The sequence below is a fragment of the Streptomyces sp. NRRL F-5630 genome (assembly GCF_000719475.1).
Taxonomy (GTDB): Bacteria; Actinomycetota; Actinomycetes; order Streptomycetales; family Streptomycetaceae; genus Streptomyces.
This window is the reverse complement of record NZ_JOGO01000013.1, coordinates 110507-132367: the sequence shown is the minus strand read 5'-3', so window position 1 is coordinate 132367 and position 21861 is coordinate 110507. Positions and strand designations below refer to the sequence as shown.

Sequence of the window (21861 nt, the reverse complement as noted above, 5' to 3'; positions counted from 1 at the left end):
GGGCAGGGCGGGTGGGTCGTGCGGCTGTCACGGGCGAGCGGGAGGCTTGGCGGGCCGGTCGTGCGGGGGGGGGCGGGCCCTCGCGGTCGTGCGGCCGAGCCGGTCGTGCGGCCGTCCGTCAGAGGGCCGCGGCGCCCTGCTGCTGGAGGGCGCGGCCGTACTGCTCCAGGACCCACAGCTCGCTCTGGACCTCGGCGGCGCGGGCCTGGTCGCCCTGCGCGGAGACGCGGGTGAAGGTGCCCTGGAGTTCGGTGACGCGGCGCTGGACGGCGCGGACCCGGACACGGACCAGTTGCTCGCTCGCGTAGAGGTCGTCGACCACGCGGCGGCGGATCGGTTCGACGGCGAGTTCGGTGACCATCGCGCGGACGCGGTCGTCGGGGGCCGCCTCGCGCACGGCGGTGAGGTAGGCCATCGCGTCGTGGACGCCCTCCTCGGCGCCGCCCGCGTCGGCGATGGCCTGGCGCACGGCGGCGTACGGCTCGGCGGTGAACTCGTCGATCTCGTACGCGTCGAAGGCGGGCGAGACGAGTTCGGGCCGCTGGAGAGCGAGTTTGAGCAGTTCGCGCTCGGTCATGTGCGCGGGGTTGCGCAGGATGAGGGCGGGGCCCGAGGTGCCGGGGCGCTGCGGGGCGCTCGCGGGGGCCGTGGCGGGGCGGCGCGGGCCGCCGGGGAGGGGTTCGCCGCGGTGTTCGCGGGCCCAGCGGGCGACGGTCGCGACGCGCCGTACGACCTCCTGCTGGTCCATCGGGCCGTAGCCGAGCATCCCGGCGAGCTGGACGGCGACGGCGTGGCGCAGCGCGACGTTCTTGACGCGCGCGACGACCGGCGCCGCCTCGTCGAGCGCGGCGGCGCGGCCCGCGGGGGTCTCCAGGTCGTAGCGCGAGACGATCTGGCGCAGCGCGAACTCGAAGAGCGGGACGCGCGGTTCGACGAGTTCGGCGACGGCCTGCTCGCCCTTCGCGAGGCGCAGGTCGCAGGGGTCCATGTTGTCGGGCGCGATCGCGATGTACGTCTCGGCGGCGAACTTCTGGTCGTCCTCGAAGGCGCGCAGGGCGGCTTTCTGCCCGGCGGCGTCGCCGTCGAAGGTGAAGATCACGCGGGCGCTGCCGTTGTCCATGAGGAGGCGGCGCAGGATCTTGATGTGCTCGGTGCCGAAGGCGGTGCCGCAGGTCGCGACGGCGGTCGTGACGCCGGAGAGGTGGCAGGCCATGACGTCGGTGTAGCCCTCGACGACGACGGCGCGGCTCGTGCGGGCGATGTCCTTCTTGGCGAGGTCGATGCCGTAGAGGACCTGCGACTTGCGGTAGACGGGGGTCTCGGGGGTGTTGAGGTACTTCGGGCCGTTGTCGTCCTCGCGCAGGCGACGGGCGCCGAAGCCGACGATGTCGCCGCCGATGTCCTTGATCGGCCACATGAGGCGGCCCCGGAAGCGGTCGATGGGGCGCCCGCCGCGGCTCTCCTGGGAGAGGCCGGAGGTGATCAGCTCGCGGTCGGTGAAGCCCTGGCCGCGCAGGTGGCGGGTGAGGTGGTCCCAGCCCGCAGGGCTGTAGCCGACGCCGAAGTGCGCGGCGGCGGTGTGGTCGAAGCCGCGCTCGGCGAGGAACTTGCGGGCGATCTCGGCCTCGGGCCCGGCGAGCTGTTCCTCGTAGTACTTCGCCGCGGCGCGGTGGGCGTCGATGAGGCGGATGCGCTCGCCGCGCTGCTGGGTCGGGTTGTAGCCCCCCTCCTCGTAGCGGAGGGTGATGCCGGCCTGACCGGCGAGGCGCTCGACGGCCTCGGAGAAGCTGAGGTGGTCCACCTTCATGACGAAGGTGATCGTGTCGCCGCCCTCTTGGCAGCCGAAGCAGTGGAAGAGGCCCTTCGCGGGGCTGACCTGGAACGACGGTGACTTCTCGTCGTGGAAGGGGCACAGGCCCTTGAGGTTCCCGCCGCCCGCGTTCTTGAGCTGGAGGTACTCAGCGACAACGGAGTCGATCGGGACCGCGTCCCTGACCGCCTTCACGTCCTCGTCCTTGATCCTGCCAGCCACGGGGGAATTCTACGGGGCCGGGCGAGCCGGTGGGACCGGAGGCGGAAAGCGGCAGCGACCGGGGGGCGGGAGACGCGCCGGGCGGGGCCTCGTCCGAGGCGGCTCCCCGCCCCCCGTGCCGCTTCGGGCGGGCCCCGCGCGGGCGGACGCTCCGGCAAGCGGTTCCCGCGCGGGGGCTCAGCGTGCCCGAGGGGTGGGGGCCCCGTCCTCGCGCGGGGTGGTCGCGGGGCCCGGCGCCAGGGCGTCGACGCGTGCGGCGAGGCCGGGATGACCGGCGAGCAGGTGGGGGCGGGCGGCTTTCAACGGCGCGAGCAGTTGGGCCGGGTCCTGGTGGCCGAGGGCCTGGGCGAGCGGCGTACGGGCCGGGGCGGGCAAGGCGTCCAGGGCGACGACCTCGGCCGCGAGGCCCCGCAGCGTGGCGGCGTGCTCGCGCGCCCAGGTGGTGAGGGCGCGGTCGGCGGCGCGGCGGTCCCGGGTGGCCTGGATGCGCTCCTCGCCCGTGCTGCCGGGGGCGCCGGGGCGGCGACGGAGGTAGCGGCGTTCGGCCGACTGGCGGTTGGCCACCCCGAGGGGCCCGGCCAGGTCGGCCCAGCTCGCGCCGGCCTCCCGCGCGTCCTCGATCAGGCCGGTCTCCCAGCCGCCGAGTTGTTCGCGGAGCTGCCGCAGCAGGAGCAGCGCCGCGAGCGCCTGCTCCGCGCCCGTGCCGGTGCCGGGCGCGGGGAGCGCCGTCGGCGGGGTCGTCCGGGCCTCGCGGAGCACGTCGGCGATCGTCTCCAGAGCCGCCGTCACGGCCGGCAGGGGCATACCGGGCGGGGCCGGTCGCTGCTGGGGCTGCCGGGACTCTCCGTCCGCCACCATGAGCCACCTCCACTCAACATGTCATCCATCGGGTGACACTCTCGCTTGTCATCTTTTGGATGACACGCTATAACAGACGCAGGCAACAACGCACGGGCCCCTCGGGGACCCGCTCTCGACCATGGAGGTGTCTTCCCCATGCTGATGCGCACCGACCCCTTCCGTGAGCTGGACCGCATCACCCAGCAGTTCTTCGGCAACCCGGCGTCCGGTACGTGGTCGCGGCCGTCCCTCATGCCGATGGACGCCTACCGCGACGGCGGGGAGTACGTGCTCGCGCTGGACCTGCCGGGCGTCGACCCGGACGCGATCGACATCGACGTCGAGCGGAACATGCTGACCGTCAAGGCCGAGCGCCGGCCGACGGGCCGGAGCAAGGAGGCCCAGGTCGAGCTGTCGGAGCGCCCGCTCGGTGTCTTCTCGCGGCAGGTGATGCTCGCCGACACCCTCGACACCGAACGCATCCAGGCCGACTACGAGGCGGGGGTGCTGACGGTCCGCATCCCGATCGCGGAGCGCGCCAAGCCCCGGAAGATCGCCATCAGCGCGGGCTCGGGGCGCAAGGAGATCAGCGGCTGAGACAGCCGGCCGTGAACGCGCCGGCGGCGGCACGTGCCGGAGGGCGGGCTCCCTCCCGTACCCGTCCTCCGCGCGCCGGTCCACCACCGCCGGGACGCACGCACAGGCGGAGGGGGCAGTCATGACGATGCGATGGGAAGCGTTCCTGGAGCAGGTGCGGGAACGCGGCGAGTACCCGAGCCGGAGTGAGGCCGACCGGGCGGCCCGTACCGTACTGGCGCTGCTGGGCGCTCATCTGGCGGGCGAGGTGCGGGCCGAACTGGCGGCCCGGCTCCCGGAGACCTTCGCCCTGATCCTCCTCAACCCGCTCCAGGCGGCCGAGCCCCTCTCCCCCGAGCGGTTCGTCCGGGCCGCCGCCGCCTGGATCGAGGGGGCCACCGAGACCACCGCGGCCTGGGACGTGAGCGCGGTGCTCAGCGTCGCGGCCGACGCGGCGGGCGAGGAGCTGACGGGACGCGTCCTGCTCCAGCTCCCGCCCGGCTACGACCTGCTGTTCGGGCGCCCGCAGGCGGCCGGGACCGACGGCGGGAAGCAGCACGGCGCCTGAGGACGGCAGCTTCGGCCCCCGCCGTCCACCGTCCCGGGCGACGAGCCGTCCGGGACGGCCTCAGAAGTCCTCCTCGTCCGTCAGCTCGCACTTCTCGATGCCCTGCGGGTCGAGGGGCTTGACCTTCACCGTCTTCGTCTTCCCCCGGGCGACGCTCACGTCGACGATCCCCTGGAGGTCGACGTAGGCGCCGTCCTTGTCGTAGAAGGTGACGCTGCCGGTGTACCTGTCCGCCCTGGAGCCGGTGTTCCTCAGGCGCACCGTGGACCAGGGCCGGTCCGCCGTCACGCACGAGACGAGGGTCGCCTTGATGGTCGAGGCGCGAGTGCGCCCGGAGCCGGACCCCGTCTCGCTCGCCGCGGAGCCGGACCCCGAGGTGTGGTGCCCGTTCGTACCGCTGCGGTACCCCCGCTCGTAGCCTGCGCGGTAGTCGTCATCGTCATCGGAGGCGCTGGAGCCGTTCTGACGCTGCGAGGAGCTGCTGCATCCCCCGCCGTGCCCGCCGCTCCCGTGCCTGCTGGTGCCGTGGCTCCGCCCCGTCGAGAAGCCCGTCAGGGCGAGGACGGTTATCGCCGCCATCGCGGTCAGTTTGATTCCCCGTGTCTTCACGCGGGGCACCTTACGGATTCCGGCGCGACTCCGCCCCGTGTGCGCACGAACGCGCACACGGTCTTCTCAGGGTGACGGCAGGAAGGACTCCAGCGGGACGCTCGGGTCGGCGAGGGCCTCCGGGTCGGGGCGGATGCCGGAGCGGATGAGCTTCTGGAGCGGTTCGGTCACATCCCAGACGTTGACGTTCATCGCGGCCCGCACCTGGCCGTCGAGCAGCCAGAAGGCGAGGAAGCGGCGCTTGGCGGCGTCGCCCCGCACGAGCACCTGGTCGTACTGCCCGGGCGGCGCCCAGCCCGAGTACTCCAGACCGAGGTCGTACTGGTCGGAGAAGAAGTAGGGGACGCGGTCGTAGGTGATGTCCCTGCCGAGCATCGCGCGGGCCGCGAGCGGACCGCCGTTGAGAGCGTTGGCCCAGTGCTCGACGCGCAGAGGCGCGCCGGGGAAGAGGCCGAGCGGTACGGAGGCGACGTCACCGGCCGCGTAGACGTCCGGGTCCGAGGTGCGCAGCCCCGCGTCGACCGCGATGCCGCCGCCGTGCTCGGGCGCGGCGAGCGCGAGTCCGGCGGACTCGGCGAGGGCGGTGCGGGGCGCGGCGCCGACGGCCGCGAGGACGTCGTGGGCGGGGTGCTCCTCGCCGTCGTCGGTGAGCGCGGCGAGGACCATGCCGTCCTGGCCGATGATCTCGGTGAGGCGGGCGCCGAAGTGGAAGCGGACGCCCCGCTCGGCGTGCAGGTCGGTGAAGAGCCGCCCGACCTCGGAGCCGAGCACGTGGTGCAGCGGGGTGGGCGCGGCGTCGACGACGGTGACCTCGGCCCCGTACTCGCGTGCGGCGGCGGCGACCTCCAGGCCGATCCAGCCCGCGCCCGCGATGAGCAGGTGGCCGTTGTCGCGGCCGAGGTTCGCGAGGGTGCGGCGCAGGCGCTCGGCGTGGGCGAGGCGGCGCAGGTGGTGGACGCCCGCCAGATCGGTGCCGGGGATCTCCAGGCGGCGCGGCTCGGAGCCGGTGGCGAGGAGCAGCTTGTCGTAGTGGAGAAGCGTGCCGTCGCCGAGCGTGAGGGTGTGGTTCGCCGCGTCGAGCGAGACGGCGGGCTGGCCGAGGTGGAGTTCGACGTCGGCGCCCGCGTACCAGCCGGGCTCGTGCACGAAGACGCTCTCGCGGGCGTCCTTGCCGAGCAGATAGCCCTTGGAGAGCGCGGGGCGCTCGTACGGGTGCTCCCGTTCGTCGCACACGAGGATCACCCGCCCGGTGAAGCCCTCGGCGCGCAGCGTCTCCGCCGCTTTGGCGCCGGCCAGGCCCCCTCCGACGATGACGAACGTCTGATCCGCGTCGACCACGTGCTGCCTCCTCAGTACCCGAGCCCGCCGCGCACCGCCCTTGCGGCGGGCACGGACGGGGGCGGCGGTCCCCTGCGAGCGTCCCGCACGGGGGCGGGCGGGGGGAAGGGGGGTGACTCGATCGTGGGGGTGATCGAGGACCTGGGTCCCGGTCGCCTCGGTGCGGGGGTTTCTGACGGTACCGCAGCTCAGGTGGGGGACGGGGTGCGAGGGTTCCCCGTTTCCGCCGGGGCGTCCTCGCGCGGGCACCGCCCCCGCGCCCGCGCTTCTCGTCCGAGGGAGGGGCTCAAACGCGACCCTGCTGGGTCAGTTCGGCGTGGAGTGATCGCGCCGCCTCGTCCGTCAGGGAGGCGATCTGGTCGATCAGGACGCGCTGGCGCGCGGGGTCGTCCTCGGCCTGGCCGAAGAGGGCACGGAACTGGGGGTCGAGGCCGTGCGGGGCGCGGGCGGCGAGGGCGGCGGCGAGTTCGGTGACGAGGACGCGCTGGGCGGCGCGGATCTCCTCCTGCTCCGCGCGCTGGATCACGTACAGGTCGGCGACGGCCTTGAGCAGCCCGCACTCCAGCCGGGCCGCGCGCGGCACGACGAGGCGGGCGGCGTAGCGGCTGAGCGGCGCGGGGCCGTGGGCAGCGCGGGTCGCGGTCTCGGCGGCGAGGCAGAAGCGGCCGATGAGCTCGCTCGTGGCGTCCTTGAGGCGGGCCTGGGCCGTTCCGGTGCCGTCGTAGTGGTGCGGCCACCACTCCTCGGCGAGAAGGCGGTCGAGCGCCGCGTCGAGTTCCGCGCGGTCCGTGTCCGGCGGTACGTGGCCCCGGTCGAGCGCGACGCGGTGGATCTCGGCCCGCTCGGGCTCGGAGAGCAGCGCGTTGGGGTCGATGTGGCCCGCGTGCAGGCCGTCCTCCAGGTCGTGCACCGAGTAGGCGACATCGTCGGACCAGTCCATGACCTGGGCCTCGAAGCACGTACGGCCCGGGGGCGCCTCGGCGCGGAGCCAGCGGAAGACGGGGAGGTCGTCGTCGTACACACCGAACTTCGGGTGCGCCGGGTCACGCGGGTGCGCGCCGCGCGGCCAGGGGTACTTGGTGGCGGCGTCGAGCGCGGCGCGGGTGAGGTTGAGGCCGACACCGGCCGGAGTGCCGTCCGGGCCCGGCACGAAGCGCTTGGGCTCGATGCGGGTGAGCAGGCGCAGCGACTGGGCGTTCCCCTCGAAACCGCCGATGTCGCGGGCGAGTTCGTCGAGCACCTGCTCGCCGTTGTGGCCGAAGGGCGGGTGGCCGAGGTCGTGCGAGAGGCAGGCGGCCTCGACGAGGTCGGGGTCGCAGCCGAGCGCCCCGCCGAGGTCGCGGCCGACCTGGGCGCACTCCAGGGAGTGGGTGAGACGGGTGCGGGGGCTCGCGTCCCAGGCGTGGCCGCCCGTGCCGAGCGTGACGACCTGGGTCTTGCCCGCGAGCCTGCGCAGCGCGGAGGAGTGCAGGACCCGGGCCCGGTCGCGCTGGAAGGCGGTACGGCCCGGACGCTTGTCGGGCTCGGGGGCCCAGCGCTCGGTATCCGCCGTGGCGTAGTCCGCCGTGTCGTGGGACAGCCGATGGGTCTCGCCATCGGCTTGCCGGGAAGTCGCTGCCATGGAGCAGAGCCTAAGCGGAAGGAAGGACATCCCGGACAGGTGTACGGGGCGGGGTGGGTCCGGGGCGGGTGGTGAGGGGGTACGGGAGCGGGCGCGGGGCGGCCGGGGCCGGGGCCGGGGCCGGGGCCGGGCGGGAGCTTGGGGCGGAGGCGAGCAGGCGGACCGGGAAGAGAGCGGGGCCGGTCGGCTGCCGGGGCGTTGTCGGTGGCGGGTGCGAGACTCGGCGGCACGTGACGGACGTAGGGACGAAAGCGGGGGCGATCATGTCGTTCAACGGGCCTGTGGCCGATCTGCACCAGTACCTCCAGGGTGCGCGCGAGGCGGTGCTGTGGAAGGCGGAGGGCCTCACCGAGTACGACGCGCGGCGTCCTCTGACGCCGACCGGGACGAACCTGCTGGGGCTCGTGAAGCACCTGGCGGCGGTGGAGCTGGGGTATTTCGGGGACACCTTCGGGCGGCCGTACTTCGCGAAGGGCGAGGAGCCCGGCTTCCACTGGACGCGCGAGCCGGAGGGCGACCTGTGGGCGCGCCCCGAGGAGTCCAGGGAGGCGCTCACGGGCCTGTACCGGGCGGCGTGGGCCCACACGGACGCGATCCTCGCGGAGCTTCCCCTCGACACGGAGGGACGGGTCCCGTGGTGGCCGGAGCACCGCGCCGTCACGACGCTGCACCACGTCCTGGTCCGCGTCCTCGCCGAGACGCAGCGCCACGCGGGCCACGCCGACATCATCCGCGAACTGCTCGACGGCCGGGCGGGCCTGCGCCCCGAGGACGCGAACCTGTCCACCGGGGACGGCGGGACCTGGTCGGCGTACCGCGAGAAGGTCGAGCGGGCGGCCCGCGCGGCGGACCCGGAGGGGGCGGCGCGGGCGGCCGAGGGCGAGAGGACGGCGGGAACGGGGGCGTGAGGGAGGGGAGGGAAGCCGGGCCGGAGGGGTGAGGGCCCGGGACGGGGGTGCGCCGGGGGCCGAGGTGCAGGTGCGGCCGGGTGAGGCGGACGTGCGGGGCCGGGATCTCACGTGCCGGGCTCCTCAGGGCTCGGGGCGGCGGCTCGCCGGACGAGCGCGCGCTCGGCGGCTGGTATTACTGGGACATGCAGGAAGAGACGGCGCGCTCCGCGATCGACATGTTCATCTCCGCGTTCAACGCCTCGGACGACAACTACGTGACGGCCCTGCTCTCCCAGGCCCTGACGTCGGACGTGGTGTTCTGGGGGCCGTTGGGCCGCAGCGAAGGAATCGCGGCGGTCGAGCGGTTCGTGCTGGACATCCGTCACCACCCGGCCGGGACCGGCACGATGGTGCGCTGCTCGGCGGTGGACATGCCGGGCGAGTGGGCCCGGTACCAGTGGGTCTTCACCACGCCTGGCGGGGGCCCGCGCCTGGCGGGAACGGATGTCGTCCACCTGCGGCGGAACCTCATCGACCAGGTCATCGTCTTCGCCGGGGAGATCGATTCGTCCACCTCTGAGCCGTCCGCCTCCTGAGCCGTCCACCTCCTCAGTGGCCCCCTCCTGAGCGGTCCTTCCGCCGCTGTTCTTCTCGTGCACGGACGGGGTTCCCGGGGTCGGGTGCGCGGTGCCGGGGTCCCTCGAAAGGGTTTCCCGGACGGGGTTCGCGCGAAGGGCTAGCGTGGGCCGCATGGAGAACAAGGACGGCGCGGACGTGCCGGGCGGGCTCGGGCCGCTCGCCGGGGAACTGGGGATCGAGCTCGTCGAAGTGGACGGCCGGGCGGCCACGGCTGACGACCTGTTGTGGCGGGCCGTGCGCGCGGACGGGCACTTCACCGCCGCGCAGGTGCGGGGCGGGAAGGTGCGCGGGATGGGGGTGCATCTGCAGCGGTTGTGCGCCGCCTCGCGGGAGTTGTGGGGGGACGAGCTCGACCCGGAGCTCGTGCGGGAGCGGGTGCGGCACGCGCTCCGGGGCGGGGCACGTGACGCCGCCCTGCGGGTGTACGTGCACCGGCCCGGCGGGGCCCTCTCGCTCATGGTCACCCTCGCCGCGCCCGGTGAGGTGGGCGACGAGCCGCTGCGGGTCCGCTCGGTCCCGTACGTACGACCCTTTCCGCACGTCAAGCACCTCGGCGGCTTCGGCCAGACGCACTACGGGCGGCTCGCCGGGCGCGAGGGGTACGACGAGATCCTGCTCACCGGGCCGGACGGCGAGGTGGCCGAGGGCGGGATCACGAACGTCCTCTTCTGGGACGGCGAGCGGCTTGTGCTGCCCACCGCGCCCGCGCTCGCCGGGACGACGCTGACGCTCCTGGAACAGGGCCTGCCCGCCGCCGGGCCGGAGCCGGTCCGGCGGCCGGTGCGTCTCGCGGACCTGGCCGGTTTCCGCTCCGCCTTCCTCGCCAACTCGCGCGGCATCGTGGCCGTCGGCGAGATCGACGGCCACGCCTACGAGGTGGACGACGCCCTGCTCGGGCGGCTGCGCGCGGTGTACGAGGCGGTGCCCTGGGAGGAAGTCTGAGCTCCGGGCTCCCTGATGGGCTGTCACCCGTACGCTCGCGCTGAGCGCGCGGGCGGGGGCGGGGCGGGCTTACCTCAGAGGCGGGGCGCGTTCGGCTTCGCGGCACGCAGAGGTCGCGAGCGGGCCCCCTCGGAAGGAGGACCATGCCCGCGAGGCGTACGCGGAACGGTGCGTTGGCCGCCCTTGTCCTGGCCGGGGGGTGCGCGCTGCCGGCGGTCGCCGCCGCGGCGGAGCCCGCCCCGGCCCCCGCCCTGCGGCTGACACCCGCCGCCGCGGCACCCGGCGCGAAGGTGACCGCCCACGCGGCGGGCTGCCCCGGGCACGCCGCGACCGGCACGGCGCCCGCGCTGCGCTCGGGCGGCTTCGCGCTCAGCGGCGGCGCCGAGGCGCACGACGCGGTGGGCAGCTTCCGCGTGCCGGGCACCACGAACCCGGGCACGTACGAGGTGGTGGTGCGGTGCGGGACGGGGGGCGCGGAGACACGGGCCGACCTGAGGGTGGGTCTGAGCGGTGCCTACGGGCCCTCCGGGATCGCGGCGGGCACGGCGGACGCCGCGCACGGGACGCCGCTCGCGGGCGGCCCCGGGCCGCTGGGGCGCGACCCGGTGCGGGTCGCCTGCGGCGTCGGGGTCCTGGCCTTCGCGACGGTGTGCGGCACGTGGCTCCTGCACCGCAGGACCCGGGGCACCGTGTAACGGCCGGTCCGGGTGCCCGGGCTTGGCAGTGCCCGGGCGCTCCTCCCGCCGGGGAGCCCCCGGGCCGGGGTCAGGAGCCGCGTCCGGGCACCGGCCCTGTCCTCCCCCGCTGCCGGAACCCCTCAGGCCACCCACTGGTCGTACGCGAGTTTCGCGACGAGCCCGAGCACGACCACCACGAGCACCGTGCGGACGAACCCGCTGCCCCGCTTGAGGGCGGTGTGCGCGCCGGTCATGCCGCCGACCAGGTTGCACGCCGCGAGCGGCAGGGCGAGGGCCCACATCACGTTGCCCTGCGCGGCGAACGTGACGAGGGCGCCGAGGTTGGTGCACGTGTTGACGATCTTCGCCGTCGCCGAGGCCGAGACGAGGTCGAGGCGGAGCACGGCGGTGAGCGCGAGCACGAGGAAGGTCCCCGTGCCCGGCCCGAAGAAACCGTCGTACGCGCCGATGCCGAGGCCCGCGAGCAGGATCGCCGCGACCACCCTGCCCCGCCCCGGCGCCGGTCCGGCGGCCTGCGTGCCGAACGCGGGCCGCAGCATGACGAAGGCGAGCACAGCGAGCAGCACCACCATGATCATCGGCCGCAGCACGTCGCTGGAGATGCCCGCCGCGAAGAACGCCCCGAGCGTCGAGCCGAGCAGCGCGGCGCCCCCGATCCCCACCGCGATCCGGACGTTGACGGGCGCGCCCTTGCGTACGTAGGTGTACGCGGCGCCTCCCGTCCCCACGATCGCGACGGCCTTGTTCGTACCGAGGATGTGCGCGGCCGGGACGTGCGGGACGCCGAGGAGCAGCGCGGGCAGCAGGAGCAGTCCGCCGCCGCCCACGACGGCGTCGATCCAGCCCGCCGCCAGCGCGGCGAGGCACAGCACAAGAACCGTGGTCAGGGGTATGTCGGGCATGAGCATGACCTTATGCCGCACGCCTCTACGGGGCGGACACGCCCGCCCCCGGCGGCAGGCACGCACACCCACGCCGCGCACGCCCACGCCACGCCCGTCCACCCCGGGCGGTCCGGGGCACGGGAGAGACGTGTGCGACGGACGGGGTAGGAGAGGCCCAGACAGCGGCCCGCCCGGAGCCGCGCAACGGGACAGACGACGCAGACCTCACGGAAGGGAGCGGCGCGATGGCCGCCGGTACAGGAGCAAGCGGGGCACGGCCCCGGGGGTGGAGCGCCGCGCGTATCCCGGCCCAGGAGGGCAGGACCGCCGTCGTGACGGGGGCCGACAGCGGTATCGGGTACGTCACCGCGCGCGAACTCGCCCGGCACGGCGCGCACGTCGTGCTCGCCTGCCGCAGCGAGCGGCGCGGCGCCGACGCGGTCGCGCGGCTGCTCTCGCAGGTGCCGGGGGCGCACGCGGAGTTCTCGCGGCTGGATCTCGGCGACCTCGCCTCGGTACGGGAGTTCGCGGCGCGGCACGTACGGCGGCCCGTCGACGTGCTGCTCAACAACGCGGGCGTCATGCCGCTTCCGTACGCGCGCACGGCGGACGGCTTCGAGCGGCAGTTCGGCGTCAACCACCTCGGGCACTTCGCCCTCACGGGTCTCCTCCTGCCCGCCCTGCTGCGTGTGCCGGGCAGCCGGGTCGTGACGGTGTCGAGCGGGCTGCACGTGCTCGGCAACATCGACCCGCGCGACCTCGACAGCGCGCGCCACTACCGCCGCCGGCGCGCCCACGCCCGCTCCAAGACGGCGAACCTGCTCTTCACGCACGAACTCGCCCGCCGCCTGGACGCGGCCGGGGCAGGCACGGTGGCCGCCGCCGCGCATCCCGGGCTCGCGTGCGCGCACCTCCGGGCGGCCGGGGCGCGGAGGGAGGGCCGCACGGCGGGGGAACGGCTCGCCGCGCTCGCCACCCGGCTCGTCGGGCAGCGCCCCGAGGCGGGCGCGCTGCCCTCCCTCTACGCGGCGACGGCGCCCGGTGTCGCCCAGGACTCCTTCACCGGCCCCCGCTTCCTGTGGTGGCGCGGTGCCCCGGCCCCGTCCTGGCGCGCCCCGTGGACACGTGACGACGAGACGGCGCGGCGCCTCTGGGCGGCGTCGGAGGAGCTGACGGGGGTGCGCTACGACCTGCCGGAGGTGTGAGCCGCGGAGTTCCGCGCGCCTCCTGGGCCGGGAGGGCTCACGCGTCCCCGAACCCCTCCCCCAGCACCTCCTTGTCCACCCGTTCCTCCAGCTCCCGCAGGACCTCCGCGCCCGTGCGCAGGAGGCCGAGGCGGTGGGAGGTGCGGAGGTCGGTGTCGAGGCGGTGCCACAGGAGGGGGTTGGCGGTCAGGACGGCGGTCTCGCAGCTCAGGCGGTGGCCGCTCGCGTCGCGCAGGAGGAGGCGCGGGACGAGGCCGCCGGTCTCGGTGAGGGAGACGAGGCGGTCGGTGCGGACCGTGTGGCGGCGGAGCAGGCCCCAGGTGCGCAGTTCGCCGGGGCGGGCTCCGGTGCGGACGGGGTGCAGGGCCGCGTGGAGGAGGGCCGCGAGGCCGAGCCACAGCGCGGCGCGCGCGGCGTCGAGCGAGCCGCGCACTCCGTCGATGAGGAGCGCGAGCACGAAGAGGAGTGCCGCGCAGAGCAGGGCCGTGCCCAGGTCGTGGCCCCAGCGGCGGTCCGTGGTCCAGCGCGCGGACGCGGCCCCCGGCCGGGGCAAGCCCCGCTCGCCCCGTAGGGACCACCCGGCCCGCACGGACCACCCGGTCCGCCCGCCCCGGGCACCCCGCCCTCCCCGTACCGCCCTCGTCATCGCGTGTACCCCCTTCCGTCTCCTCGCCGGAGCGTAGGTCCCGCGCGCGGCGCCCCGCCCGTGCTCTGACGCGGTGCTGACGCGGAAGGGTGGGGTTCCTACGGCGTGTTGACGCGCGTCTGACGCAATTTTGACAAAGCGTTCGATTCCTTCTGTCACAATGCTGACGGCACACGCCGGTCGAGAGGACTCCCGGTGGGAGGTGCCCACGAAACAAGGGGGGACGTCACGATGGCGATCCAGACCGTTCTGAAGAGACGAAGAGTGTGGGGTACGGCCGCGACCGCGACGGCGCTCGCGGTGGTGACCGGCGTGCTCGTCACCACCGGCGGGCCCGGCGGCGGCACGGCCCAGGCGGCCAAGCGTCCCGCGCCGCACGCGGTGCGCACCGCGCTGCGCACCGTCGCCGTGAAGGCCGAGGGCGACCAGGCCGGACTGGGGAGGCGCGACACCGAGCCGTTCAGCCTGCTCGGCCTGTCGTGGACCAAGCCGGCCGCCGAACTGCCGGGAACGGTGCGGGTCCGGGCGCGTGCCGCCCGGACGGGGACCTGGGGCGCGTGGCAGAGCCTCGGCACCGAGGGCGACGGCACGGCGCAGCCCGAGAGCACGCGCGGCGCCACGGAGCCGCTGTGGGTGGGGCCTTCGGACGGCGTCGAGGTCGATGTCGACGGACACGGCGCGACGCTCCCCGCCGGACTGCGGCTCGAACTCGTCGACCCGGGCCCGTCGCCCGCCCCGGACACGGCCTCGGACGCCCGCCCGGCCGCCTTCGTCGCGGACGACGCGCCCTCGGCGGGGACCACCCCCGGGGAGGAGGCCACCCGTACGGGGACGGACGCCCCGGTGTCCTCCCCCACACCGGCCGAGAGCGCCCCGGAAGCGGCGACGAGCCCCGCGCCCGGCACCTCGGCCCCGGCCGTCACCCCGGCCCCCGCGTCCTCGGCCCCCGCCTCGCCCCCGGCGCCCGCCACCTCGGCGACGACGCCCGCGCCGGGCGTCGCGACCACGCCTCCGCCCACCGCCCCCGCGTCCACGGCCCCGCGCCCGCCGATCGTGACCCGCGCCCAGTGGGGTGCCGACGAGTCGATGAACGACGAGGCCCCGGAGTACGGCACCAAGGTGGAGGCGGTCTTCGTCCACCACACGGTGGACGCCAACTCCTACACGTGCGACCAGTCCGCCGCCATGGTGCGCGCCATCCGCACGTACCACATCAAGACGAACGGCTGGAAGGACATCGGGTACCACTTCCTCGTCGACAAGTGCGGCACGATCTTCGAGGGCCGCAAGGGCGGTGTGGACCAGCCGGTGATCGGCGCGCACACGTACGGCTTCAACACCGACACGACCGGCGTCGCCGTCCTCGGCGACTACAACAAGGCGGCGCCCTCCTCGGCCGCGAAGACGGCGGTCGCGCGGGTCGCCGCGTGGAAGCTCGGGCAGTACGAGGAGGACGCGACCAGCAAGGTCGGGCTCGTCGCCGGGGCCGACGGCTCCGGCACGGGCGGCCCCTTCAAGAAGGGGCAGACGGTCACCTTCCACCGGATCTCGGGCCACCGGGACGGCTACGCGACCGAGTGCCCGGGTACGCAGCTCTACGCCGCGCTCCCCGCCATCCGCACGCTCGCGGGCGGTCCCGTCGCCGGGCTGAAGATCACCGGCTTCACCGGGGCGGGCGTCTCGGGCAGCAAGGCGTGGACGAAGGGATCGGCGACCGTGCGCTGGTCGGCCACGACGCCGAGCACGCTGGTGAACCGCTACGAGGTGCTGGTCGACGGCAAGGTGGCCGTCAGCGCGAAGGCCACGGCGACCTCGGCGGCGCTGACCTTCGCCTCCGGCACGCACACCGTCGCGGTGCGCGCGGTCCACGTCTCCGGCAAGGCGAGCACGACGGCCAACACGACCGTCGTCGTGGACAAGACGGCCCCCTCCTTCGGCACCAAGCCGTCCACCGCCCTGCGGACCGGCACGGTGAGCGCCGGCGCCGTCCCCGTCTCGCTGAAGTGGGCGGCGACGGACGCCGCCGCGCTCAAGGAAGTGCGGCTCACGAAGCCGTCCGCCGCGACCTACGGGCCCACGACGAAGAGCGCCTCGCTCACCGCCAAGCCCGCCACCACCACGACGTGGTCGCTCACCGCGTACGACCAGGCGGGCAACACCGCCACGGCGAGCACCACGTCGGCTCCCGTGATCCTCCAGGAGAGCAGCGGCAAGAAGACGGGCAAGTGGACGACGAAGTCCTCGTCGAGCTACCTCGGCGGCAAGTCGTACAGCTCCTCGGCGAAGAACGCCTCGCTCACCTACACCTTCACGGGGCGCGGCGCCTCGCTCGTCTTCTCGCGCGCCTCGGGCTCGGGGCAGGTGTACGTGTACGTGGACGGTGTGAAGAAGGCGACGGTCGACCTGAAGTCGAGCACGACCAAGTACCGCGACGCGCGGTGGACCACGGCCTGGTCCAAGAGCGGCAAGCACACGGTGAAGGTCGTCGTGGCGGCGACGAAGGGCCGCCCGACGATCACCACGGACGGCCTGGTGTACCTGAAGTGAGGCGCGGGGCCGCCCGGTTCATGTACCGGGCGGGCCCGTTCGCGAGCGGCCCGAGGTCCCGCGACCCACGCGCGGCGCTGACGGTATGGGCCGGGACAGCACGGCCCCGGGCGGGCACGGCCCCGGACGGCGAAGGAGCGGCACCCCCGCACAGGGTGCCGCTCCTTCTTCGTGCTCCGGGCGCTTCCCGCGCCCCGCCCCGGTGAGGGTGGGACGGACGGGGGCGGGTGGCCCGGGGCGGGGGACCCCCGCAGGGGTGGTCCGTACCGGCCCGTGGCTCAGGCCGTGGTGTCCGTCTCCGGCTTCGCGGCGGCGCGGGCGGCCTCCAGGCGGGCGACCGGGATGCGGAAGGGCGAGCAGGACACGTAGTCGAGGCCGACCTCGTGGAAGAAGTGGACCGACTCCGGGTCGCCGCCGTGCTCACCGCAGACGCCGAGCTTGAGGTCGGGGCGGGTCGCGCGACCGGCGCGGGCCGCGTCGGCGACGAGCTTGCCGACGCCGTCGCGGTCGATGGTCTCGAAGGGCGAGACCCCGAAGATGCCCTTCTCCAGGTACGCGGTGAAGAAGCTCGCCTCGACGTCGTCGCGCGAGAAGCCCCAGACCGTCTGCGTGAGGTCGTTGGTGCCGAAGGAGAAGAACTGCGCGGCCTCGGCGATCTGCCCGGCGGTGAGCGCGGCGCGCGGCAGCTCGATCATCGTGCCGAGCGAGATGCCGAGGTCGGTGCCGAGCGCGGACTCGGTCGACGTGATGACCTCCTCGGCCTCCTCACGGACGAGTTCGAGTTCCTGGACGGTGCCGACGAGCGGGATCATGATCTCCGCGCGCGGGTCGCCGCCGTTCTCGCGGCGCTGCGCGGCGGCCTCCGCGATGGCCCGTACCTGCATCGTGAACAGGCCGGGGATGACGAGGCCGAGGCGCACGCCGCGCAGGCCGAGCATCGGGTTCTGCTCGTGGAGGCGGTGGACGGCCTGGAGGAGGCGGAGGTCGTTCTCGTTGGCGTCCTTCCGCGATTCGGCGAGCGCGACCCGTACCGACAACTCGGTGATGTCCGGCAGGAATTCGTGCAGCGGCGGGTCCAGGAGGCGGACGGTGACGGGGAGTCCGTCCATCGCCTCGAACAGCTCGACGAAGTCCCGCTTCTGGAGCGGGAGGAGTTCGGCGAGCGCTTCCTCGCGCTCCTTGTCGGTGTCGGCGAGGATCAACGACTCGACCAGGGTGCGGCGTTCGCCGAGGAACATGTGCTCGGTGCGGCACAGGCCGATGCCCTGGGCGCCGAAGCGGCGGGCGCGCAGCGCGTCGGCGGCGTTGTCGGCGTTGGCCCGCACGCGCAGGCGGCGGGTGCGGTCGGCGTAGGCCATGATCCGGTGGACGGCGGCGACGAGTTCGTCCGCCTCGTCGGCGCCCGCGTGCATCCGGCCCTCGAAGTACTCGACGACCGGCGAGGGTACGACCGGAACCTCACCCAGGTAGACGCGGCCCGTGGAGCCGTCGATCGAGACGAGGTCGCCCTCCTCGACGACGGTGCCCCCGCTCGTCGTGAGGCGGCGCCGCTTCGTGTCGACCTCCAGCTCCTCGGCGCCGCAGACACAGGTCTTGCCCATGCCGCGCGCGACGACGGCGGCGTGCGAGGTCTTGCCGCCGCGCGAGGTGAGGATGCCTTCGGCGGCGAGCATCCCGTCGAGGTCGTCGGGGTTGGTCTCGCGGCGGATGAGGATGACCTTCTCGCCGGAGCGGGACCACTTGACGGCGGTGTACGAGTCGAAGACGGCCTTGCCGACGGCCGCGCCGGGCGAGGCGGCGATGCCGCGCGCGACCGCCTCGGCGTCCGACCTCTCGTCGAAGCGCGGGAACATGAGCTGCGCGAGCTGGTTGCCGTTGACGCGCTGGAGGGCCTCGGCCTCGGTGATGAGGCCCTGGTCGACGAGCTGGGTGGCGATGCGGAAGGCGGCGGCCGCCGTGCGCTTGCCGACGCGGGTCTGGAGCATCCACAGCTTGCCGCGCTCGATCGTGAACTCGATGTCGCACAGGTCCCTGTAGTGGTTCTCCAGGGTCTCCATGATGCCCATCAGCGCGTCGTAGGAGGGCTTGTCGATGCGCTCAAGTTCGGCGAGCGGCACGGTGTTGCGGATGCCCGCGACGACGTCCTCGCCCTGCGCGTTCTGCAAGTAGTCGCCGTAGACGCCCTGGTGGCCGCTGGCGGGGTCGCGCGTGAAGGCGACGCCCGTGCCGGAGTCGGGGCCGAGGTTGCCGAAGACCATCGAGCAGACGTTGACGGCGGTGCCGAGGTCGTGCGGGATGCGCTCCTGGCGGCGGTAGAGCTTGGCGCGGTCGGTGTTCCACGAGTCGAAGACCGCGTGGATCGCCAGGTCCATCTGCTCGCGCGGGTCCTGCGGGAAGGGGCGGCCCGCCTCGCGCTCGACGAGCTTCTTGTAGCTCTTGACGAGCTTCTTGAGGTCGGCGGCGTCGAGGTCGACGTCGGTCGCGACCCCCTTCGCCTTCTTCGCCGACTCCAGGGCTTCTTCGAAGAGTTCGCCGTCGACGCCGAGCACCGTCTTGCCGAACATCTGGATCAGGCGCCGGTAGGAGTCCCAGGCGAAGCGCTCGTCGCCTGCCTGCGCGGCGAGGCCGGGCACGGAGGCGTCCGAGAGGCCGATGTTGAGGACGGTGTCCATCATGCCGGGCATCGAGAACTTGGCGCCGGAGCGTACGGAGACGAGCAGCGGGTCGTCGGCCTGGCCGAGCCGCTTGCCCATCGCCGTCTCCAGCGCGTCGAGGTGCGCACTCACCTCGTCGCGCAGGGGCGCGGGCTCCTTGCCGCTCTCCAGGTACGTCTTGCACGCCTCGGTGGTGATGGTGAATCCGGGCGGGACCGGCAGGCCCAGGTTCGTCATCTCTGCGAGGTTCGCGCCCTTGCCGCCGAGGAGATCCTTCAGGTGGCGGTTGCCCTCGGTGAAGTCGTAGACGAATTTCGGCGTCTCCCGCGCCTCGCGCGGTGTCTCGGGGACGGAGGCGACGGGCGTGCCCGCACCGGCACGGCCTGCGGCCTCGGGGCGCTGCTGCTTTGCTGACGACACGGGACTGACTCCTCGCGGCTGACTGCCCTGACGGCGAGGAACATACCCAGATCCAAGGTGGTCCGGCACCTGGACCTGCGGGTCGTGCGGGCACAATGCGCCGCCCGCCAGGAGATCGAAAGTGTCATCCGGGACGGGGGAGGAGCGGCGCGCGCTTCAAGCCCTGTAAGCGGAAGAAACGCCTCCGGTCCATTTCGCTCACCTGAGCAGGGGTTGTCGTCAGATGCGTTCATCTCCTGAAGACGCGCAGGGTGGCACGGGGTGCCATTCTTCGGGAGCCGAAAGCCTCCCTCCTTCGCTCATATGAGTTAAACCCTTCTCAGACGTGGCGCGAATCACGCGGAACGCGTGCCCCGGACGGACCACGATGCGGACACGCGTGCGTGGGAGAGCAGGGTCGCCCGCACTGACGCACCGGACAGGACATCCAGTGCCACACAGGGAAGCGAGAGGCAGGCGGAGCGGGTTCCGGCGTGGCACGGCGCGTCGTTGGTCACGGAACGTGAGCTGGCGAGGCGCCGGTGGACGCTCCCCGTCCAGGACGCGTGAGGTGCGGCCGAGGGGGTACCCAGTGGGGCGTCGCGGTCCGAGTGGCGCTCCGTGACAGGTGCGCGGAGCCTGGAACGGCCACGTCGCCCGGCCGAGGACCGCCCCGGTCCCCACCCCTCCGGAGGTCAGCCCCATGACGACCGCTCCTCCCCGCCCGCCCGCGCTGAGCGCCTTGTGGACCCTGCCGGGCGTCTACGCCCCGCAGGCCGACACCCACCTGCTCGCGCGTGTGCTGGGCGACGAGCCGATCGGTCCGGGCACACGGGTGCTCGACCTGTGCACGGGCAGCGGCGCGCTCGCCCTGCTGGCCGCGCTGCGGGGCGCGCACGTCTCCGCGACCGACCTGTCCTGGCGGGCGGTGCTCTCGGCGCGGCTCAACGCGGCGCGGGCCCGGCAGCGGGTCCGGGTGCTGCGCGGGGACCTCTCGGGCCCGGTGCGCGGACAGCGCTTCGACCTCGTGCTGAGCAATCCGCCGTACGTACCGGCCCCGGGGCCGGTACGCGGGCGCGACCACTCGGCGGCGCTCGCCTGGGACGCCGGTCCGGGCGGCAGGCAGACCCTGGACCGGGTGTGCGCGCACGCCGGGCGGGTGCTCTCGGCCCACGGCGTGCTGCTGCTCGTGCACTCGGGCATGTGCCGCACCGAGGAGACCTTGCGGCGCCTCGCCGAGGCGGGTCTGCGGGGCGAGGTGGCGGACCGCTGCCATGTGCCCTTCGGCCCGGTGACGCGGGCGCGGCTCGGGTGGCTGCGCGAGGAAGGGCTGCTGAAGGCCGGCGAGGAGATGGAGGAACTGGTGGTGATCCGTGCCGAACGCAAGTGAGCGGCCGAAGGGGAACGAGGCGCTGCCCCGCGTGAGCGACGCGGAGCGGCAGTCCGGGGAAGGGACGGCGCGGGTGGCCGGGGAAGGAACGGCACGGGTGGCCGGGGGCGTTGCCGCGCGGGAGGGCTCCGGCTCGCGGCGGGTCACGATCGACCGCGAGGGACCGCTGCTGATCGAAGGGCCCGTGGAAGTGGTCATGGAGGACGGGACGGTAGCGGTGTCCGACCGCTTCGTCGTGGCGGTGTGCACGTGCCGCCGCAGCCGTTCGTACCCGTGGTGCGACACCAGCCACCGGAGGCACGCCCGCCCGGCGCGCCGCCCTCGGGGGAAGGAGGCGCGCCGTGACGACGACCGCTGACCCCAGCGCCCGTACGGAACCCGCGCTCCCCGCGGCGCGCGGCCCCCTCTCGGCGCGCGTCCGCGCGGCGCTCGCCGCGCCGGGCGCGTCCCGGGCCGTCGACACGGCGGGTGCCGCGACGGCGGACCCGTACGGCGAGGACCTGCACCTCGCGCTCTACGCGCTGTACGAACTGCACTACCGGGGCTTCGCCGGAGTGCCCGACGACCGCGAGTGGGACCCCGCGCTGATGCCCCTGCGGCAGGCCCTGGAGGAACGCTTCCTCGGGGCCCTGCGTGCCGACGTGCCCGGCGGGCGGACGGTGGAGGAGACCTTCGCCGAGCTGCTCGTGGAACCCGTCGAGCACGGCGGGAGCGTGGCCTACCACCTCGAACACGAGGGCACGCGCGAGCAGTTGCGCGAGTACGCGGCGCTGCGCTCGCTCTACCACCTCAAGGAGGGCGACCCGCACGCCTGGGTCATCCCGCGGCTGTCCGGCCGGGCCAAGGCCGGGATGGTCGCGGTCGAGTACGACGAGTACGGGGCGGGACGCGCGGAGAACGTGCACGCGCGCCTCTTCGCCGACCTCATGGCGGACCTCGGGCTGGAGACGCGGTACGGGCACTACGTGGACGCGGCCCCCGCCCCCGCGCTCGCCATCGTCAACATGATGACGCTCTTCGGCCTGCGCCGTGCGCTGCGCGGCGCGCTCGTCGGCCACTTCGCCTGCGTCGAGGTCACGTCCTCGCCCGGCTCCCGCCGCCTCGCCGCCGCGATGCGCCGCACGGGCGCGGGCCCGGCCGCCGAGCGCTTCTACGCCGAGCACGTCGAGGCGGACGCGGTGCACGAGCAGGTCGTGCGGCGCGAGGTGATCGGCGGCCTGCTCGCCGAGGAACCGCGCCTGGAGGCGGACATCGCCTTCGGCGCCGACGCGACGGTCTTCCTGGAGGACCGTCTCGGGCAGTGGCTCCTGGAGTCCTGGCGGGCGGGACGTTCGGCGCTCCGGGGCTGAAGAGGGCCCGGGTGCGGGGAGGGCCGGGGCGGTG

The 21861-nt window shown here is 74.2% G+C and carries 19 protein-coding genes; 11 read left to right on the top strand and 8 right to left on the bottom strand.

Annotation, left to right across the window (positions count from 1 at the left end; genetic code table 11):
- Nucleotides 1–118: 118 nt before the first annotated feature.
- Together dnaG and IF99_RS0109160 are read right to left on the bottom strand one after the other, a co-directional pair.
- On the bottom strand, nucleotides 119–2032 hold the full coding sequence (gene dnaG, locus IF99_RS0109165) for a DNA primase (RefSeq protein WP_030995879.1): 1914 nt from the start codon (nucleotides 2030–2032) through the stop codon (nucleotides 119–121).
- Nucleotides 2033–2209: 177 nt separating this feature from the next.
- The gene (locus IF99_RS0109160) at nucleotides 2210–2890 is read right to left on the bottom strand and encodes a hypothetical protein (protein ID WP_030995878.1); all 681 of its coding nucleotides are present in this window, start codon (nucleotides 2888–2890) and stop codon (nucleotides 2210–2212) included.
- A gap of 138 nt (nucleotides 2891–3028) precedes the next feature.
- Here IF99_RS0109160 and IF99_RS0109155 point away from each other — a divergent pair, with 138 nt between their 5' ends.
- Entirely contained in the window at nucleotides 3029–3469 is a 441-nt protein-coding gene (locus tag IF99_RS0109155; protein WP_030995877.1) for an Hsp20/alpha crystallin family protein, read from the top strand.
- A 121-nt stretch (nucleotides 3470–3590) separates the two neighbouring features.
- Nucleotides 3591–4016 (top strand): DUF2267 domain-containing protein, encoded by a 426-nt coding sequence (locus IF99_RS0109150; RefSeq protein ID WP_030995876.1) that lies wholly within the window; start codon nucleotides 3591–3593, stop codon nucleotides 4014–4016.
- Nucleotides 4017–4076: 60 nt separating this feature from the next.
- On the opposite strand, the gene IF99_RS0109145 is transcribed toward IF99_RS0109150, so the two are convergent.
- From IF99_RS0109145 to IF99_RS0109135, 3 genes are all read right to left on the bottom strand, one after another.
- Entirely contained in the window at nucleotides 4077–4625 is a 549-nt protein-coding gene (locus IF99_RS0109145) for a hypothetical protein (protein ID WP_030995875.1), read from the bottom strand.
- Nucleotides 4626–4691: 66 nt separating this feature from the next.
- Entirely contained in the window at nucleotides 4692–5963 is a 1272-nt protein-coding gene (locus tag IF99_RS0109140) for an NAD(P)/FAD-dependent oxidoreductase (protein WP_030995874.1), read from the bottom strand.
- Nucleotides 5964–6249: 286 nt separating this feature from the next.
- A complete protein-coding gene (locus tag IF99_RS0109135; protein WP_030995873.1) occupies nucleotides 6250–7584 on the bottom strand; it encodes a deoxyguanosinetriphosphate triphosphohydrolase in 1335 nt (444 codons plus the stop codon).
- A gap of 263 nt (nucleotides 7585–7847) precedes the next feature.
- Here IF99_RS0109135 and IF99_RS0109130 point away from each other — a divergent pair, with 263 nt between their 5' ends.
- The 4 genes from IF99_RS0109130 (at nucleotide 7848) to IF99_RS0109115 (ending at nucleotide 10750) form a co-directional block, all read left to right on the top strand.
- A complete protein-coding gene (locus tag IF99_RS0109130) occupies nucleotides 7848–8492 on the top strand; it encodes a DinB family protein (RefSeq protein WP_030995872.1) in 645 nt (214 codons plus the stop codon).
- A 185-nt stretch (nucleotides 8493–8677) separates the two neighbouring features.
- The gene (locus IF99_RS0109125; protein ID WP_030995871.1) at nucleotides 8678–9070 is read left to right on the top strand and encodes a nuclear transport factor 2 family protein; all 393 of its coding nucleotides are present in this window, start codon (nucleotides 8678–8680) and stop codon (nucleotides 9068–9070) included.
- A 154-nt stretch (nucleotides 9071–9224) separates the two neighbouring features.
- Nucleotides 9225–10055 (top strand): aminotransferase class IV, encoded by an 831-nt coding sequence (locus IF99_RS0109120; protein WP_030995870.1) that lies wholly within the window; start codon nucleotides 9225–9227, stop codon nucleotides 10053–10055.
- Nucleotides 10056–10198: 143 nt separating this feature from the next.
- Nucleotides 10199–10750 (top strand): hypothetical protein, encoded by a 552-nt coding sequence (locus tag IF99_RS0109115; protein WP_030995869.1) that lies wholly within the window; start codon nucleotides 10199–10201, stop codon nucleotides 10748–10750.
- 122 nt (nucleotides 10751–10872) lie between these two features.
- On the opposite strand, the gene IF99_RS0109110 is transcribed toward IF99_RS0109115, so the two are convergent.
- Nucleotides 10873–11655 carry a sulfite exporter TauE/SafE family protein gene (locus tag IF99_RS0109110; RefSeq protein ID WP_030995868.1) on the bottom strand — a complete coding sequence of 261 codons (783 nt, stop codon included), beginning with the start codon at nucleotides 11653–11655 and terminating at the stop codon, nucleotides 10873–10875.
- 227 nt (nucleotides 11656–11882) lie between these two features.
- On the opposite strand from IF99_RS0109110, the gene IF99_RS0109105 reads away from it, so the two are divergent.
- Nucleotides 11883–12842, top strand: coding sequence for an oxidoreductase (locus tag IF99_RS0109105; RefSeq protein WP_037826642.1), 960 nt, complete (start codon nucleotides 11883–11885; stop codon nucleotides 12840–12842).
- Nucleotides 12843–12879: 37 nt separating this feature from the next.
- Here the strand turns inward: IF99_RS0109105 and IF99_RS35435 are convergent, their stop codons facing one another.
- Nucleotides 12880–13395, bottom strand: coding sequence for a translation initiation factor IF-2 (locus IF99_RS35435; RefSeq protein ID WP_267882235.1), 516 nt, complete (start codon nucleotides 13393–13395; stop codon nucleotides 12880–12882).
- A 324-nt stretch (nucleotides 13396–13719) separates the two neighbouring features.
- On the opposite strand from IF99_RS35435, the gene IF99_RS0109095 reads away from it, so the two are divergent.
- Entirely contained in the window at nucleotides 13720–16035 is a 2316-nt protein-coding gene (locus IF99_RS0109095) for an N-acetylmuramoyl-L-alanine amidase (protein WP_030995865.1), read from the top strand.
- A gap of 278 nt (nucleotides 16036–16313) precedes the next feature.
- On the opposite strand, the gene ppdK is transcribed toward IF99_RS0109095, so the two are convergent.
- Entirely contained in the window at nucleotides 16314–19109 is a 2796-nt protein-coding gene (ppdK, locus tag IF99_RS0109090) for a pyruvate, phosphate dikinase (RefSeq protein WP_030995864.1), read from the bottom strand.
- Nucleotides 19110–19791: 682 nt separating this feature from the next.
- Here ppdK and IF99_RS0109085 point away from each other — a divergent pair.
- The 3 genes from IF99_RS0109085 to IF99_RS0109075 all read left to right on the top strand — a co-directional run bounded on the left by IF99_RS0109085 (nucleotide 19792) and on the right by IF99_RS0109075 (nucleotide 21827).
- Nucleotides 19792–20478, top strand: a complete 687-nt coding sequence (locus tag IF99_RS0109085; protein WP_030995863.1) for a HemK2/MTQ2 family protein methyltransferase — start codon at nucleotides 19792–19794, stop codon at nucleotides 20476–20478.
- A gap of 97 nt (nucleotides 20479–20575) precedes the next feature.
- Nucleotides 20576–20836, top strand: a complete 261-nt coding sequence (locus tag IF99_RS0109080) for a CDGSH iron-sulfur domain-containing protein (protein WP_051703415.1) — start codon at nucleotides 20576–20578, stop codon at nucleotides 20834–20836.
- Nucleotides 20820–21827: an iron-containing redox enzyme family protein gene (locus IF99_RS0109075; protein ID WP_030995861.1), complete on the top strand. Its 1008-nt coding sequence runs from the start codon at nucleotides 20820–20822 to the stop codon at nucleotides 21825–21827. The genes IF99_RS0109080 and IF99_RS0109075 overlap by 17 nt, the downstream gene beginning before the upstream one ends.
- Nucleotides 21828–21861 lie beyond the last annotated feature (34 nt).

Bases quoted from the DNA above. Each gene is read 5' to 3' on its own strand.
- IF99_RS0109095 (WP_030995865.1), top strand. From the start codon at position 13,720: ATGGCGATCCAGACCGTTCTGAAGAGACGAAGAGTGTGGGGTACGGCC.
- IF99_RS0109155 (WP_030995877.1), top strand. From the start codon at position 3,029: ATGCTGATGCGCACCGACCCCTTCCGTGAGCTGGACCGCATCACCCAG.
- IF99_RS0109085 (WP_030995863.1), top strand. From the start codon at position 19,792: ATGACGACCGCTCCTCCCCGCCCGCCCGCGCTGAGCGCCTTGTGGACC.
- IF99_RS0109135 (WP_030995873.1), bottom strand. From the start codon at position 7,584: ATGGCAGCGACTTCCCGGCAAGCCGATGGCGAGACCCATCGGCTGTCC.
- IF99_RS0109105 (WP_037826642.1), top strand. From the start codon at position 11,883: ATGGCCGCCGGTACAGGAGCAAGCGGGGCACGGCCCCGGGGGTGGAGC.
- IF99_RS0109160 (WP_030995878.1), bottom strand. From the start codon at position 2,890: ATGGTGGCGGACGGAGAGTCCCGGCAGCCCCAGCAGCGACCGGCCCCG.
- IF99_RS0109125 (WP_030995871.1), top strand. From the start codon at position 8,678: ATGCAGGAAGAGACGGCGCGCTCCGCGATCGACATGTTCATCTCCGCG.
- IF99_RS0109115 (WP_030995869.1), top strand. From the start codon at position 10,199: ATGCCCGCGAGGCGTACGCGGAACGGTGCGTTGGCCGCCCTTGTCCTG.
- IF99_RS0109130 (WP_030995872.1), top strand. From the start codon at position 7,848: ATGTCGTTCAACGGGCCTGTGGCCGATCTGCACCAGTACCTCCAGGGT.
- IF99_RS0109120 (WP_030995870.1), top strand. From the start codon at position 9,225: ATGGAGAACAAGGACGGCGCGGACGTGCCGGGCGGGCTCGGGCCGCTC.
- IF99_RS0109150 (WP_030995876.1), top strand. From the start codon at position 3,591: ATGACGATGCGATGGGAAGCGTTCCTGGAGCAGGTGCGGGAACGCGGC.
- IF99_RS0109110 (WP_030995868.1), bottom strand. From the start codon at position 11,655: ATGCCCGACATACCCCTGACCACGGTTCTTGTGCTGTGCCTCGCCGCG.